Below are 13829 nucleotides of genomic sequence, written 5' to 3'. Positions count from 1 at the left end.
AGGCAGCAACCTCACGCTTCATTGCTATCATGCCACAGCACTTAAGAGTATACACAAAGTTTTCCAGAAATGCAAGGACTTTTTTTACTTTTTGTATTTTTTTCGTAATCGGATTAAGGTGTCTGTTCAGCAAGGGCTTCATAATTCCATAAGAGGCTTTTGACACCTTAATCCTATGATAGAACAAAGAGGACAAGTCCTCTTCAACTCCCTATATCCCTCACTCATGAGGGACTTGTACTCTTTGCGCGCCAGATGCAGACTGCCGCAGGCAGTCATAATTCCACATGCATCTGGTCGCATCCACAGCGGAGCGATTTTTATGTAATAGGAAATCCGACGGAATTTCCTATTACATAAAAAAGAGATGCCTCCACGAAGCATCTCTTCCTATTAATATAGAAGGAATTCTTCCTATTCCTCTTCTTTCTTTCCGGCGATAATCTCTGAATAATCAAAAAGTGTTACGCCCAGTTCTTTATCTTCCATCAGGACGGGATTGTCTCCCTCGGCTTTTGCCTTTTTGGAAAGTTCCTCTTTACTGTACAGGGGAATTGCCATTTTTCTGATCTCTACCGTCTCTTCCATTTCCGGTTCTGCCTCTTTCTCATTCTCCATTACTTCCCCGGATGTTTCTGCCGTCTCGCCGGATACCGGCTGCGCTGCAGGCTGTCCTGGTTCTTCGGTTTCTTCTGCGGTTGCTGCCGCAATCTCTTTTTTCAGTTCCTCATGGGCTTCGCTGGCTGCGGCCTGCTCATATACCGGTGTCTCCACTTCTGCAGCCGGAGCATGTTCCAGATCCAGATCTTCTTCATAGATTTCATCAATGAATCCGCCCGTCTTAACCTTCTTATGTTTCTTTTCTTCTTTCTTTCGGTTTTTCTCTTCTTTTCTTTCTCTTTTGCTCTCTTCTTTTGCCAGACGTGCCTGTTCTTTCTCTCTTTTCTTCCGTTCTTTCTTACTCAACTGGAGTTCTTCGGTCTCTTCTGTTTTCTCCTCCTCTTCTTCAGACTCTTTCGGCTCTTTTCTCCAAAGCTCCGCAATCACATAAAGAATAATCAGAAACAGAATGCCCAGTCCCAGGACAATCATGCCTTCCACACTTTGAACAGCCACAAGCAGATAACCGATATACCCTATGGTAATAATCACTTTTTCAATGGTGCCCTTGGAAGATACCACCGTGGTCTCCCCACTGGAAGTCAGCGTGTTTTCCACTGTATAAGTCTCATCTTCCTGATTCAGCTCCTTTACCTGATAGCGGTATATGGTCGTCCCTTCCTGAACCAGAATAGCGTCTCCCGGCTGCACTTCACCGGCCTGCATACTCTGGGAATAGGTGACCGATCCGGTAGGTAAGTTGCTTTCCGTATAAGAATCATCCACCACATTGGTTTTAATGCCCACAAACGGCGGTACTGCAAGCGCTACCACATCCAAAATGGTACATATAATTACAAGGTGAACAATAAATTTCAAAAATCTTGACATCTCAGACGCTCCTTGCTTTTGTATTCTCTGTTTTCATGTTTCCATTCGTTCTGTTTTTTCAGGAACGGTTCTATTTTAACATTTAAATCCTTTTCTGTACACTCTAAATTTCAATTTATTCCTTGTTTTCCCTGAAAACTGCCTTTATAATAAATCTATTCCTATTGTGACAGGAGGTTTCAAATGGATTTTCTTATATTTCTGGAACAGCACCGCTGTGCTTTTCTGAACGTCTTTTTTCAGTCAGTAACTTATCTGGGACAGGAACTTTTTGTGGTTGCAGTTATCTGCTGGCTCTACTGGTGTCAGAACAAAAAGCTGGCTTACACCCTTGGCTTTTCCTACTTTGTTTCCGGTCTGGCCGCCCAGGGATTAAAAATCACCTTCCGTGTTCCCCGTCCCTGGATACTGGATCCCTCTTTCCATCCGGTTTCCTCGGCTGTAGACGCCGCTACCGGATATTCCTTTCCCAGCGGACATACCCAGAGCGGGACTACTTTATTTTCCACCCTTGGCTTCTTTTTGGGCAGGAAACTTCTGAAAACTCTCTGTTTCCTGTTGGTGCTCCTTGTGGGCTTCTCCCGTATGTATCTGGGCTGCCATACACCCCGGGATGTTCTTGTTTCCATGGCGCTGGCTCTTTTTGTTTCCTGGTTTTTCTACCGTTTTTTCTACGAGAAAGATACCTTCTTTCTCCCGGACCGAATTCTGGGCGTTCTCCTGGTTGTTCTGTCCCTTCTTCTGGTCGCTTATACCGTATTCCTGCTTTCTGTCGGCACATTGGAAACTGTTTACGCCGAAGACTGCATCAAGGCCGCGGGAGCGGGCGCCGGATTTGCCCTGGGTTTTTACTGGGAACGAACCTGGATTCGTTTTTCTCTTCCAGGCGATGTGAGAGGACGGATTTTCCGTTTCCTTTTGGGAATTGCCGTTACCGTTCTCCTTCAGGAGGGATTGAAGGTTGTCCTGGGAACAGCCCTTATTTCCCACTATTTTCGTTATTTTCTGGTGATTCTGTGGATTACGGGTCTTTATCCGGCTTTGTTCACCCGGTTTACCCCGGGGAAAATTGGAAAAAAAACAGGCTGCTGAAAACTCAGCAGCCTGTTTCTTATGTTCTCTCTTTTATTTGAAAGGAATCCGATTACTGTACCCGCAGAAATTTCTCCATGCTGTCCATGGCATCCTGCTCATCCTGTCCGTTGGCTGAAAGAGTGATTTCTTCTCCGGTGTCAAGTCCCAGTGTCATCATTCCCATTATGCTTTTCGCATTTACTTTTTTCCGGCCGATTTCTACATAAATCTCACTTGTAAACTGACTTGCCACTTGTACCAGCTGTGCAACAGGTCTTGCCTCTAACCCTGTAGATAAATTAATCGTTACCGTTCTTTTAATCATAACAAATTCTCCTCCTTGCGCCTCCGCAAATCTTTCGCTAGTTCACTCAGCTTTCGCAAGCGATGATTCACTCCGGATTTCCCCACCTGAGGACACAGCATCATCCCCAGCTCTTTCAGCGTAGCTTCCGGATATTTAAGACGAAGCTCTGCGATCTCAGCCAGCCCCTCGTTCAGATTTTCAAGTCCTATTTTCTCTTCTACCAGGCGGATGTCTTCCACCTGTCTGACCGCCGCATTCACCGTCTTATGTATATTAGCCGTTTCACAGTTCACTTTCCGGTTCACACTGTTTCTCATTTCTTTCACAATACGGATATTCTCCAGATTCATCAGGGAAACGTTTGCCTCCATTACCGCCAAAAGTTCCACAATCTGAGCTCCCTCTTTCACGTAAACCACATGAGACTTGTTACGCACCACAATTTTTGCATCAATATCAAAACATTGAATCAATCCCTGGATTTGTTCCGCCTTTCTTCTCTCTGCACACACGATTTCAAAATGATACCCTTTTTCCGGATCGCTGATGGACCCGGCCGCCAGAAAAGCGCCTCTGATAAAAGCGCGTTTACAGCAGACTTTCTGTGTAACAATGGGTTTTGAAAACATGGTCAGCTCTGACATGCGGCTTCCCTCGTCCACTAATTTTGTTCCCTGTAACACCTTGCGAACCTTTTCCTGATCCGAAACTTCAATTACATAGATGTTTCCTTTTTTCAGGTACGGGCTTTTTCCGGTTTTCATCACTACATCTATATTAAATGTTTTTTTCAATAATGTAAAGCACTTTCTGGCAAGAGCCTCATTTTCTGTCTGGAAGTGCAGAAAATGCTCCCCGTTCTCATTCTGCTTCAGACGGCCGCAGGCGCTTAAGACAGCCGCAAGCTCTGCAATCTGACAGTGACGGGCAGGGCTGATATTTTTCCCTATTTCTTCTTTTACTTCTGATGAAAAAGACACCACATTCACCTCTTACCCTATTTTTTCCGTACCGCGTCCTTTTCTATATCCCGGTGTTCAATCCGCAGTCCGTATTCTGTTTTGTCCTTCAGCCTGCGGTACAGTTCCCTGGCAATAGAGACGGAACGGTGCTTGCCTCCCGTACATCCAATGCTGATAACCAGACTGGTCTTTCCCTCTTTTTCATAATTGGGAATCAGAAACTCAATCATATCCTCCAGCTTCCTGGCAAAGGTTAAGGCTGTGGGCGAATCCATGACATAATGATATACTTCCTCGTCTTCTCCGGTCAGAGCCCGAAGCTCATCCACATAATAGGGATTGGGAAGAAAACGCACATCGAAAACCAGATCCGAATCACTGGGAATTCCATACTTAAATCCAAAAGACAGCACAGAGATCATCAGGTTTTTAAACTTCTGGTTTTCTACGAAAATCCGCTCCATCTCCTGTTTTAACTCTCTTGTAAGAAGATATGTAGTATCAATAATGTAATCCGCTTTCTGCTTCAGGAATTTCAGCATTTCCCTCTCCCGCTTCAGGCCGGCGTCCACACGGCCCGACGCAGCCAGAGGATGGGCCCGTCTGGTTTCCTTATACCGCTTAATCAGTACAGTATCGTCTGCGTCCAGAAACAGGATTTCAAAATGATACCCCAAATGCTTCATCTTATCCAGAACCTGTTCCAGTTCATCCAGGGCCCGGCCGCTTCGGATGTCGATTCCCAGGGCCACATCCTGTACTTCTTCGGAATTCATCTCCAACGCAATAGAAGCAAATTTTTCTATAAGAGGAATCGGCAGATTATCCACACAAAAATAATGGGAATCTTCCAGTATTTTTAAGGCAGTGGTCTTTCCCGCTCCCGAAACCCCGGTTACAATTACAAAGCGCATAGTTATCTCCTGTTAAAATTTCCCCAGCATTTTTACTTCCGGTTCCAGTTCAATCTGATATTTCTCTTTCACAATCCGGCCAACGTCCTGCATAAGCTGATAGACGTCTTTCGCTGTGGCTCCTCCCAGGTTAATCACAAATCCGCAGTGTTTCTCGGAAACCTGGGCGTTTCCCACCCGGTATCCTCTCAGTCCTGCATCCATAATCAGCTTTCCTGCGAAGTGGCCTTCCGGACGTTTAAAGGTGCTGCCTGCGCTGGGATAATCCAGAGGCTGTTTCTGTACCCTTAAGTCCGCCAGTTCCTTCATCCTGGCACGAATCTCTTCTTCCTTTCCAGGCTCTAATTCTGCTGTGGCTTCCAGGACAATATATCCTGCTTTCTTCACGATACTGGTACGGTATCCCATTTCCAGTTTTTGAGCCGGAATCCGTATCAGCTCTCCCTCCTGAGATACCACCGTGACCTCTTTCAGTATATCTTTCATCTCTCCCCCATAGGCGCCTGCATTCATAACCACTGCGCCGCCTAAGGTTCCAGGGATACCCGCCGCAAATTCCGCGCCTGTCAGTCCTCCGTCTGCGGCCTCTTTGGCAAAGATCGCCAGTGGTGTTCCTGCCTGAGCCCAGATACGGTTCCCTTCTCTTTCTATCCGGCTCATATTCTTTCCGATTTGAAGAATAACGCCCCGGAATCCTTCGTCACTTACCAGAAGGTTGCTTCCCTTTCCCAGGATAAAGTAAGGAGTTTCACTTTCTCTGCAGAATTTCAAAACTTTCTGTACCTGTTCGGTATCGGAAGGACATACAAAATAATCTGCAGGCCCGCCTACACGAAATGTGGTGTGTTTTTCCATAGGTTCATTCACAAGGACCGCGTCCTGACCTACGATCTCTTCCAATGCTTTCTTTATTGCTTCTTTCACTTTACAATCCTCTCCTTAAACTTTCCTTTTGCCTATCTATCTTATTCATTTCTCACTCATTTGTAAAGTCCTGATTGATTTGACAGCAAATCTCTTACCACTTCCCCGGCAATCATCAGGCCTGCTGCTGCAGGCACAAAGGAAATACTGCCCGGAACCGGCCGCCCGGCAGAGCCTTTGGTCTCCTGCGCGGCCTTCACCTTCACAGGCTTCTCCCGGGAATATAAAACTTTTACTTTCCTGATTCCCCTTTTTCTCAGCTCCGTCCTCATCACCTTTGCCAGAGGACACACGCTGGTTTTGGATATATCTGCAATCTCAAATCCGGAAGGGAACATCTTATTCCCCGTTCCCATACAGGAAATAATCGGAGTGGCGCATCTTTTCGCCTCTTCAATCAGCAGAAGTTTCGATGATACCGTATCAATGGCATCAATAATATAGTCATATCCGTGGAAATCAAACATAGAGGCGGTATCTTTGTTATAAAAAGTTTCATAGACATGTACCAGGATATTTTCATTAATATCCTGAATCCGCTCTTTTGCAACCTGTGTTTTTGCTCTCCCCAGGGTAGAATGCAGTGCATAAATCTGACGATTGATATTTGTCAGAGAAACCGTATCATGATCTACCAGAGTCAGGCTCCCCACGCCGCATCTGGCAAGCGCCTCCACAACGTAGGAGCCTACTCCTCCCAGACCGAAAACTGCAATCTTCGCAGAAGCAAGAATCTCCATTCCCTTTTCCCCCACCAGCATTTCCATGCGTGAAAATTCGTTTTGCATTTTCTGTCCTCCCAGCCGATAATAGATTATTATACTATCTGGCAAAGAAAATGTACAGATTTCTATTCTTTCATTTTCGGATTAAAAATCAGACTGGCCAGATAAGAAAAGATCAGGGAAGCAGACACCCCTGTGGCACAGGCGGTAAATCCTCCCATAAACAGCCCCAGAATCCCGTTTTCCTGAATGGCTTCTTTCATTCCGTTCCACAAAAGATGACCAAACCCAAGAAGGGGCACACTGGCGCCTGCCCCTGCGAAATCAAACAGGGGACGATAAAGACCCACGGCGCTTAATACAGCTCCCGAACAGACTAAAAGTACCATCACTCTTCCCGGCATCAGTTTCGTTCGATCCAGCAGAATCTGAACCAGTGCACAGATGATTCCTCCCACCAGAAAAGCCCGGACATATTCCATTTCATTCCCTCCTTATTCTGATAAATTTTCAACCACAACGGCCTGAGCAATTCCCGGGATGGGCTGCCCTTCATTAAAGCTTACCTTAGAGAGCATGGCTCCCGTGGGAACAAAGAGAATCCGTTTCCATTTCCCCGCTTCCACCGCCGGCAGAAGATGGGAAGTGAAAACCACAGCCGCACAGCCGCAGCCGCTTCCTCCCGAGTGAGTATCCTGCCTCTGATTGTCATAAATTAACAGACCGCAGTCATCATGCTGTCTGCTGATGTCAAATCCTCTTTCCGCCAGCAAATCCAGTAAAATCTGTTTCCCCACCGCTCCCAGATCTCCGGTTACAATCCGGTCATAATCTTCCGGCTGACGGTTAAAATCCATCAGATTCTGATAGATGGTGTCACAGGCGGCCGGAGCCATACAGCCTCCCATATTCATGGAGTCCTTCAGTCCGTAATCCACAATTTTCCCTGTGGTAATACCGGTTATCCCCACTTTGCTCCCGGTTTCCCCCAGAATGCAGGCGCCGCTTCCTGTCACCGTCCAGGTAGCAGACAGAGGCCGCTGATTCCCATATCCCAGGGGAAAGCGAAATTCCTTCTCCGCACTGGCAAAGTGACTGGAAGTAACTGCTCCCACATATTCTCCATATCCTCCTGCCACCGCCATCGCTCCCAGGGAAAGGGCTTCTCCCATGGTGGAACAGGCTCCGTATAATCCATAACAGGGAATTTCCAGATCCCGGATTCCAAAGGAGGAGGCAATGGTCTGGGCCAGCAAATCTCCGGCAAAAATCATACGGATTTCTTCCCTGGTCAGCCCCGCCTTCCCGATGGCAGTCTGCAGAGCCTCTTTTTGCATGGTGCTCTCCGCCGCTTCCCAGGTGTCCGCTCCAAACATAGGTTCCTCGCAGATAAAATCAATCTGTTCTCCCAGAGGGCCTTCCCCCTCTTTCTTTCCTGCAATGGACGCCCCGGCCAGGATACAGACCGGGCTTTGAAATGCGATGCTTTGTTTTCCCACATACTGTTTCATCCTGTCACTCCTAACTGTAAAAGAATATAATAGATAACTCCCAGCGCCCAGGAGCTGAGAATCCCGTACAAAATCACCGGCCCCGCAATGGTAAAAATCTTACATCCGATTCCGAAAACCTGTCCTTCTTTCTTAAATTCAATTGCCGAGGCAGCTACGGAATTGGCAAAACCGGTGATAGGAACCAGAGCGCCCGCTCCGGCAAACTTGCCGATCCTGGGATAAATATTTAATCCCGTCAGCACCACACTGATAAATATCAGTATCAGAGAACACCAGCTTCCCGCCGTCTTCTCATCGGCTCCCATCACTTCTGCCGTATGCAGGATCACCTGTCCCAGCGTACAGATCAGGCCTCCCACCAGAAATGCTTTCAGCATATTCAGTGCGAGATTATGGGTGGGCGTCATTTTTTTAACGTATTTCTGGTACTCCTTTTCTTTTTTCTTCTTTGCTATGTCCTGAAACTGTTCCACCATAGAAACCTCCTATCCGTTCCACCAGCCTTTATAGAAAAAATATAAAGATCCGACGGCTTTTCCGACTGCCACACAGATAATGACCAGGGGCAGTCCTTTCTCAAATTTGATTCGCCTTGTTAAAATGGGAAAAATACTGGCCATCTCCGCCAGAGCTAAAATCCAGGCCCCCAGGAAAATCCCGGAAAATCCCCCGTATAGAATCAGTCCCAAAGTTCCTGCCGGAATCTGCCAGTGAAAAAGATAAAACAGATTTCCCAGAATTGCCCCCAGCATGGTTGCATCTTCGTAAAGCAGAATCTTATCCCCGGTATGGGTGATCCCGGCGTACCGGGGTACCAGGGCAAGTCCAATCAGCAGTCCCACAGCCCCGCTGGCCACAATCCATCCGGCGCAAAGACCGATAAAACTCAGAAACACTTGCTGCCACATTCTGTACTCCTCCTTCTTATCCCTTTTTCCCCTTATTCTGCTCCTGCTTTCTGTTTATATCCTCCACTATGGTTTTATTTACATTGTCCTCATAAAGCCGCATCTGCACCTGCATGGGAGTGGGATCTTCCGTTATTTTTCTTCGTCCGAAGTGATTAAAGAAGAACAGAACCCCAAATCCTATCCCCGCAGAATATGAAATTTCCAGCGCTGTAAATCCATTGGAGACTTCCCCGGTTACCTGCTGATAAATTTGTGCAAATAAGTCTTCTACGCTTACATCGTTGTTAAAAGTCATAATCGCAAAGGCTGTTCCGAAAAAGGTGATCAGGCACACAAAGGCTGCTTTCAGAGCCTTTGTCATCCTTCCCTGCTGCTCTTTTCTGTATGTGACAACAAAGGTGGTCTCTCCGGTAGCCGTAACATCCAGTTTTTCTTCTTTTTCCAGCAGCAGTTTTAAAATATCATTGACAGATACCACATAACGCCCGGGCTTTTTCTCATCCAGATGAAGGATTTTTATTACCCGGCACCGATCCAGCACTTTCGGATCTGTACAGGAAAGCTCTGCCACATCCTGCAGATAAACATGAGGATGACGGACTTCCACATTTTTATCAAACTGCATATAGAGTGTGTTACTCATGAGAATCTCCTTTCTCATTCTTTTGTTACCCCTTAGTATGTCTTGTTTTTTCCGGACTATGCAAAATGCGGGAAGAGCCTATAGCTTTTCCCGCAAACGTTCTAAAATCTTTTTTTCCATTCTGGAAATCTGCACCTGTGAAACACCCACTTCTTTTGCAATTTCTGTCTGAGTCTTCTCTTCAAAATACCTCATATAGATTAATTTTCTCTCCCGGGCGTCCAGATAATTCAGCATCTCTTCCAGCAAAATTTTATCCAGGACCGCATCCTGTACATTTTCTTTCTGAGGAAGCTTCTCCATCAGGGAGATTTCATTTCCCTCGCCCTGATAAATGGTTTTCTGCAGAGACTCCACTTCCGCCTGGGCTTCCATGGACATTACCAGCTCCTCTTCGTCAATTCCCATCTCTTTCGCCAGTTCCCATAAATAGGGCTCCCGACCCAGTTTTTTCTCTAATTCTTCTTTTTCTTTATATGCTTTTCTTCCTGTTTCTTTTAAAGAACGGCTCACTTTAATCATCCCGTCATCCCTGAGAAACCGCTTAATTTCCCCGGTAATCATGGGAACGGCATAGGTGGAAAATTTCACATCGTACTGAGGATCGAATTTATCTACCGCCTTCAGAAGCCCGATACTCCCTATCTGGAACAGATCTTCCATCTCCACGCCCCGTCCCAGAAACCGCTTTGCAATACTCCAGATAAGTCCTGTATTTTCTTGAAACAATGTATCTCTTGCCTCTTTATCACCCTGGTGTGCAAGCCCTAAAAGGGCAAGAGTATGCTCCATGGCTACCTCCCAATCTTCTTTTTCATGTGCACAGTCGTTCCTTTATCCACTTCTGATTCTACCTGTATTTCATCCATAAAAGCTTCCATAAACGCAAATCCCATACCGGAACGATCCTGCTCTGGTTTCGTTGTAAATAAAGGCTCCATGGCCTTTTCAATATCCTCGATTCCTCTTCCGGTATCTTCCACATCCACGTAAAAATACTGTCCCTCTGCTTTACAGCGTATGATTATCTTATGTACTTCTCCCTCATATCCGTGAATAATACAGTTGGTTACCGCTTCTGAGACTGCGGTTTTTATATCCGCCACTTCTTCTAAAGTAGGATTTAACTGTGTGCAAAAGGCCGCCACAGCCACACGGATAAACCCTTCATTACACGTGCGGCTGTCAAATGAAATTGTCATTTCATTGGTGTTCTCCATAATTCTCTCCCTTCTTTGCTCTCCCCTGATTTCGGTTCCTCCTTCTGGATTTCCAGGAACCGGTAAACCCCTGACAAATGCAGGATTTTAAATATATGCGCATTTACATGCACTGCATAGATACTTCCCCCTCGCAAGCCCAGCGCCTTATATCTGCCCATCAGCAGCCCGATGCCGGAGCTGTCCATGAAAACGGTGTCCTGAAAGTCAAAGGTAATTGTCTTTATATACTGCTTTTTTATTACGGCATCTGTCTTCTCCCGGATTCTGTCCGCATTGGGATGATCCAGTTCCGGCGGAAGATGAACGGTCAGATGCGCTCCTGCAATCTGCATTTCTGAATCCATTGTCCTGCTCCTTTCTCATAAACCGTCTGTCCTTCCTGCGGCCGGCTGCTTTCACTGCATGATGCAGGAAAGGGCTGCCGCAGAAATGTTTTTTCTTTCATCTCCACAGCAACCCTTACTTACGGTTTCTGTTATTGTACGTCCTGTTCTTGTGTCTGTTGTTCCTGCTCATCCTCTCCGGCGTCTTCCTCAATGCCGGAAACTCCGGTAGCCTCTTTTACCAAATCGTATACTGCCCTTGCGCTGTCTGAAAGCTGTGCCGTCTGTACGTTTTGAATCTGCAGAGCCGCCTCGTCCAGATTTTCTGACTGCATGGCGCTGTAAGCCAGCAGAAGGGCCTCATAGCTGCTGCTCTGATCCTGGGCCTGATTCGCCTGTTGTTCCAGCTCTCCTGTGGAGCTGTTAGAATCCGCCACCTGTCCTTTCAGCTCGGAAACCTGCGCCTCCTGGCTTGCGATGGCATTGCTGTAATCGGTGATCTGCTGATTCACCTGCCGGTGAATTTCCTGTGTCTTTACAGGCAGCACCAAAAACCAGAATACTGCGGCTCCCACCAGAAATCCCACAGCCAGGGTTATCATCATGGACATGGTGGATTTCTCTTTAAAAGCCGGCGGCTGAATAATCAGTTCATTTCCGGACTGATAAGCAATGCTGCCGTTGGACTCCTTTTTATCTTCTTTCTCTTTTCTGGTTTTTCGGTCATCCAGACGGGTGGGAACTCCTGTCCGCTCGTCAATCTCTTTTAAGAAACGCAGAGTCGTGGTATTTGTCTTATCTATCCGCGCCGCTTTCCTGAGCGTCCTGCGCGCTTTGGTATATGCATGATTTTTAATCTGTATCAGGGCCAGAAGATGATACCCTTTGATTAATTTCGGGTTTTGGGTCAGAATTTTCTTAAGCTGAATGGCCGCCATGTCTTCATGACCGGCCTGGCAGTTCTCCAGAGCCTGGTTGTACTTCCGGATCGTGGTATTAATCATATTCAGGCGGTTGGGATTGGCCTGCAGTTTCTGAATATAACCGGAAGCCAGATTCTGCACCGGTCTTAAATTCTTGCTGATTACCCACTCGCTCAGCGCGGAAACCACCTCTCCGGTTTCATAATATACCAGTCCCAGCAGATTTCTGGCCTGAATGTTCCTTTTATTAAAGGTCAGACTCCGCCTCAGACATTCGATGGCGCCGGATAAATCCCGGATACTGGCTTTTTCCAGACCCCGGTTATAATAAAGGTTTGATAAATAGTACGCTTTTCTCTGAATCAGGATATTTCTTCCGCAGCGGGGACAGTAATCCTCTTCCGTAAGCAAAGCGCCGCAATACATACAATTCATCCGTATCTCCTTACTTTCTTCTGGTTCCGGTTTTTGTTTCTTTTAAAATTTCCTGAAGAATATCCAGAACATCCGTCAGTTCTCTGTTATAAATAGCCCCTTCTGCGTCTGTTACATCCAGACTGGGCTCAAATTTTTTCAGTTCTTCCTCGTAGTTAATCATTCGTTTTTCTCCTGACATAACGCTTTATCTCCCCTACCAGATATAATGAGCCTACGCAGAAAAGAAGAGTCTTTTCTGTCATTTTTGCACAGGCTCTGTCAAAAGCTTCCTCCACACAGGGAATTCCTCTGGCGTCGGCGCATCCCTGTCTTTCAAACTCCTGCGCCAGCGTTCCGGCGGGAACTACACGTTCTCCCTCGATCTGTGTGGTAATCACATAATCCGGCCGTATCTCTCTGCTAATCAGCGCGGCCATATCCTGATAATCCTTGTCCGCCACGGCAGAAAACAGAATGCCTATGGTATATTCCCTGCAAAAATGGGCGGCTGTTTCCACGAACTTTTTCACTCCGTCTTCGTTATGGGCGCCGTCTACAATCACTCCCGGCAGGATGGTCTCCATCCTTCCCTGCCAGCGGGTTTTGGAAATCCCTCTCTGTATAACAGCCCTTTCAAGAGGCAGATCCTCTTTCAGAACCTCCAGGGCCGTCAGCGCCAGGGCGGCATTCATCACCTGGTACACAGCCAGGAAAGGAATGTGAAAGGTGTTACCTTCATAATACGGACTCTCCGGTATAAAATCAATGCCTTCCGGTGTGTTTTTCACAATCCTGCACTGAGACTGTCTGACTTCATAGCAGGGACTTTCCAGCCCTTTTGCCTTTTCCCGGATGACCTGCGCCGTTCTGGGATCATTCCCATCATAAATCACAGGTACTCCGGGTACGATAATTCCCGCTTTTTCTCCTGCGATTTCCTCTACCGTATTTCCCAGATACTGCATATGATCCAGACTCACTGAGGTAATGACACATGCCAGCGGGTTCTCTATGGAAGTCGTGGCGTCCATCCGTCCTCCCAGTCCCGTTTCCAGCATTACGTAATCCACCCCTGCGTCGGCAAAGATTACCATGCCCATCAGAAACAGCATTTCAAAATAGGTGGGATGATGAATCCCCTCAGCTACAAGGGCGTCCACCATTTCTTTTACTTTGTGGAAAGCCTCCAGGAATTTCTCCCTGCTTACCGGTTCTTCCTGTATCTGAAACCGCTCCGTAATCTCTACCAGATGAGGAGAAGTAAACAGACCGCAGGAAATTCCCGCCTCTTTTAAAACAGAAGCCAGAAAGGCGCAGGTGCTTCCCTTCCCGTTGGTTCCCGCCACATGGATCACCCAAAACCGTTCCTGGGGGCTGCCCAGCCGTCTCAGGCACTCTTTCGTATGATCCAGGCTATTTTTCGTTGTAAATTTCGGTGTCTCTTCAATGTAATCAACTGCTTGTTTATAGTTCATAAA

The 13829-nt window shown here is 46.8% G+C and carries 18 protein-coding genes; 1 reads left to right on the top strand and 17 read right to left on the bottom strand.

The window, feature by feature from the left end; all coding sequences use genetic code 11:
• Positions 1-414: 414 nt before the first annotated feature.
• A complete protein-coding gene (locus B5F53_RS09090; RefSeq protein WP_087222573.1) occupies positions 415-1491 on the bottom strand; it encodes a hypothetical protein in 1077 nt (358 codons plus the stop codon).
• 183 nt (positions 1492-1674) lie between these two features.
• Between B5F53_RS09090 and B5F53_RS09085 the strand changes: the two genes are divergently transcribed.
• On the top strand, positions 1675-2583 hold the full coding sequence (locus B5F53_RS09085) for a phosphatase PAP2 family protein (protein WP_087222571.1): 909 nt from the start codon (positions 1675-1677) through the stop codon (positions 2581-2583).
• Between the two features lie 52 nt (positions 2584-2635).
• Here the strand turns inward: B5F53_RS09085 and B5F53_RS09080 are convergent, their stop codons facing one another.
• The 16 genes from B5F53_RS09080 to B5F53_RS09010 form a co-directional block, all read right to left on the bottom strand.
• Positions 2636-2890: an HPr family phosphocarrier protein gene (locus B5F53_RS09080; RefSeq protein ID WP_087222569.1), complete on the bottom strand. Its 255-nt coding sequence runs from the start codon at positions 2888-2890 to the stop codon at positions 2636-2638.
• Positions 2887-3852, bottom strand: coding sequence for a DNA-binding protein WhiA (gene whiA, locus B5F53_RS09075; RefSeq protein WP_087222567.1), 966 nt, complete (start codon positions 3850-3852; stop codon positions 2887-2889). Before whiA ends, B5F53_RS09080 begins: the two co-directional genes overlap by 4 nt.
• Positions 3853-3869: 17 nt before the next feature.
• Positions 3870-4748 (bottom strand): RNase adapter RapZ, encoded by an 879-nt coding sequence (rapZ, locus tag B5F53_RS09070; RefSeq protein WP_087222565.1) that lies wholly within the window; start codon positions 4746-4748, stop codon positions 3870-3872.
• 12 nt (positions 4749-4760) lie between these two features.
• Positions 4761-5672 carry a UDP-N-acetylmuramate dehydrogenase gene (murB, locus tag B5F53_RS09065; protein ID WP_242970280.1) on the bottom strand — a complete coding sequence of 304 codons (912 nt, stop codon included), beginning with the start codon at positions 5670-5672 and terminating at the stop codon, positions 4761-4763.
• Between the two features lie 56 nt (positions 5673-5728).
• Positions 5729-6460 carry a tRNA threonylcarbamoyladenosine dehydratase gene (locus tag B5F53_RS09060; RefSeq protein ID WP_087222563.1) on the bottom strand — a complete coding sequence of 244 codons (732 nt, stop codon included), beginning with the start codon at positions 6458-6460 and terminating at the stop codon, positions 5729-5731.
• 62 nt (positions 6461-6522) lie between these two features.
• Positions 6523-6879, bottom strand: a complete 357-nt coding sequence (spoVAE, locus tag B5F53_RS09055; protein WP_087222561.1) for a stage V sporulation protein AE — start codon at positions 6877-6879, stop codon at positions 6523-6525.
• Between the two features lie 12 nt (positions 6880-6891).
• Positions 6892-7908, bottom strand: a complete 1017-nt coding sequence (locus tag B5F53_RS09050) for a stage V sporulation protein AD (RefSeq protein ID WP_087222559.1) — start codon at positions 7906-7908, stop codon at positions 6892-6894.
• Complete coding sequence (gene spoVAC / locus B5F53_RS09045) at positions 7905-8387, bottom strand: stage V sporulation protein AC (RefSeq protein WP_087222557.1); 483 nt, start codon at positions 8385-8387, stop codon at positions 7905-7907. Before spoVAC ends, B5F53_RS09050 begins: the two co-directional genes overlap by 4 nt.
• Positions 8388-8396: 9 nt before the next feature.
• Positions 8397-8819: a stage V sporulation protein AB gene (locus B5F53_RS09040; protein ID WP_087222555.1), complete on the bottom strand. Its 423-nt coding sequence runs from the start codon at positions 8817-8819 to the stop codon at positions 8397-8399.
• Between the two features lie 16 nt (positions 8820-8835).
• Positions 8836-9465, bottom strand: coding sequence for a stage V sporulation protein AA (locus B5F53_RS09035; RefSeq protein ID WP_087222553.1), 630 nt, complete (start codon positions 9463-9465; stop codon positions 8836-8838).
• Between the two features lie 78 nt (positions 9466-9543).
• On the bottom strand, positions 9544-10257 hold the full coding sequence (locus tag B5F53_RS09030) for a SigF/SigG family RNA polymerase sporulation sigma factor (protein WP_087222551.1): 714 nt from the start codon (positions 10255-10257) through the stop codon (positions 9544-9546).
• A gap of 2 nt (positions 10258-10259) precedes the next feature.
• Positions 10260-10685: an anti-sigma F factor gene (gene spoIIAB / locus B5F53_RS09025; RefSeq protein ID WP_087222549.1), complete on the bottom strand. Its 426-nt coding sequence runs from the start codon at positions 10683-10685 to the stop codon at positions 10260-10262.
• On the bottom strand, positions 10664-11032 hold the full coding sequence (locus B5F53_RS09020) for an anti-sigma factor antagonist (protein WP_087222787.1): 369 nt from the start codon (positions 11030-11032) through the stop codon (positions 10664-10666). Before B5F53_RS09020 ends, spoIIAB begins: the two co-directional genes overlap by 22 nt.
• Before the next feature lie 131 nt (positions 11033-11163).
• Complete coding sequence (locus B5F53_RS09015) at positions 11164-12369, bottom strand: tetratricopeptide repeat protein (protein ID WP_087222547.1); 1206 nt, start codon at positions 12367-12369, stop codon at positions 11164-11166.
• Positions 12370-12379: 10 nt separating this feature from the next.
• On the bottom strand, positions 12380-12532 hold the full coding sequence (locus B5F53_RS20100) for a hypothetical protein (RefSeq protein ID WP_204246924.1): 153 nt from the start codon (positions 12530-12532) through the stop codon (positions 12380-12382).
• Positions 12525-13826 (bottom strand): bifunctional folylpolyglutamate synthase/dihydrofolate synthase, encoded by a 1302-nt coding sequence (locus B5F53_RS09010; protein ID WP_087222545.1) that lies wholly within the window; start codon positions 13824-13826, stop codon positions 12525-12527. Before B5F53_RS09010 ends, B5F53_RS20100 begins: the two co-directional genes overlap by 8 nt.
• Positions 13827-13829 lie beyond the last annotated feature (3 nt).

This window comes from Blautia sp. An249 (assembly GCF_002159835.1).
GTDB classification, from domain to species: Bacteria; Bacillota; Clostridia; order Lachnospirales; family Lachnospiraceae; genus Blautia_A; species Blautia_A avistercoris.
Note: the sequence above shows the minus strand (reverse complement) of the source record. Positions and strands in the feature narration are given on the sequence as shown.

What these genes read in the sequence shown, in the direction of transcription:
- B5F53_RS09090 (WP_087222573.1), bottom strand. Translation starts at nt 1,491, where the DNA reads ATGTCAAGATTTTTGAAATTTATTGTTCACCTTGTAATTATATGTACC.
- B5F53_RS09085 (WP_087222571.1), top strand. Translation starts at nt 1,675, where the DNA reads ATGGATTTTCTTATATTTCTGGAACAGCACCGCTGTGCTTTTCTGAAC.
- B5F53_RS09080 (WP_087222569.1), bottom strand. Translation starts at nt 2,890, where the DNA reads ATGATTAAAAGAACGGTAACGATTAATTTATCTACAGGGTTAGAGGCA.
- rapZ (WP_087222565.1), bottom strand. Translation starts at nt 4,748, where the DNA reads ATGCGCTTTGTAATTGTAACCGGGGTTTCGGGAGCGGGAAAGACCACT.
- B5F53_RS09060 (WP_087222563.1), bottom strand. Translation starts at nt 6,460, where the DNA reads ATGCAAAACGAATTTTCACGCATGGAAATGCTGGTGGGGGAAAAGGGA.
- spoVAE (WP_087222561.1), bottom strand. Translation starts at nt 6,879, where the DNA reads ATGGAATATGTCCGGGCTTTTCTGGTGGGAGGAATCATCTGTGCACTG.
- B5F53_RS09050 (WP_087222559.1), bottom strand. Translation starts at nt 7,908, where the DNA reads ATGAAACAGTATGTGGGAAAACAAAGCATCGCATTTCAAAGCCCGGTC.
- spoVAC (WP_087222557.1), bottom strand. Translation starts at nt 8,387, where the DNA reads ATGGTGGAACAGTTTCAGGACATAGCAAAGAAGAAAAAAGAAAAGGAG.
- B5F53_RS09040 (WP_087222555.1), bottom strand. Translation starts at nt 8,819, where the DNA reads ATGTGGCAGCAAGTGTTTCTGAGTTTTATCGGTCTTTGCGCCGGATGG.
- B5F53_RS09035 (WP_087222553.1), bottom strand. Translation starts at nt 9,465, where the DNA reads ATGAGTAACACACTCTATATGCAGTTTGATAAAAATGTGGAAGTCCGT.
- B5F53_RS09030 (WP_087222551.1), bottom strand. Translation starts at nt 10,257, where the DNA reads ATGGAGCATACTCTTGCCCTTTTAGGGCTTGCACACCAGGGTGATAAA.
- spoIIAB (WP_087222549.1), bottom strand. Translation starts at nt 10,685, where the DNA reads ATGGAGAACACCAATGAAATGACAATTTCATTTGACAGCCGCACGTGT.
- B5F53_RS09020 (WP_087222787.1), bottom strand. Translation starts at nt 11,032, where the DNA reads ATGGATTCAGAAATGCAGATTGCAGGAGCGCATCTGACCGTTCATCTT.
- B5F53_RS09015 (WP_087222547.1), bottom strand. Translation starts at nt 12,369, where the DNA reads ATGAATTGTATGTATTGCGGCGCTTTGCTTACGGAAGAGGATTACTGT.
- B5F53_RS20100 (WP_204246924.1), bottom strand. Translation starts at nt 12,532, where the DNA reads ATGATTAACTACGAGGAAGAACTGAAAAAATTTGAGCCCAGTCTGGAT.
- B5F53_RS09010 (WP_087222545.1), bottom strand. Translation starts at nt 13,826, where the DNA reads ATGAACTATAAACAAGCAGTTGATTACATTGAAGAGACACCGAAATTT.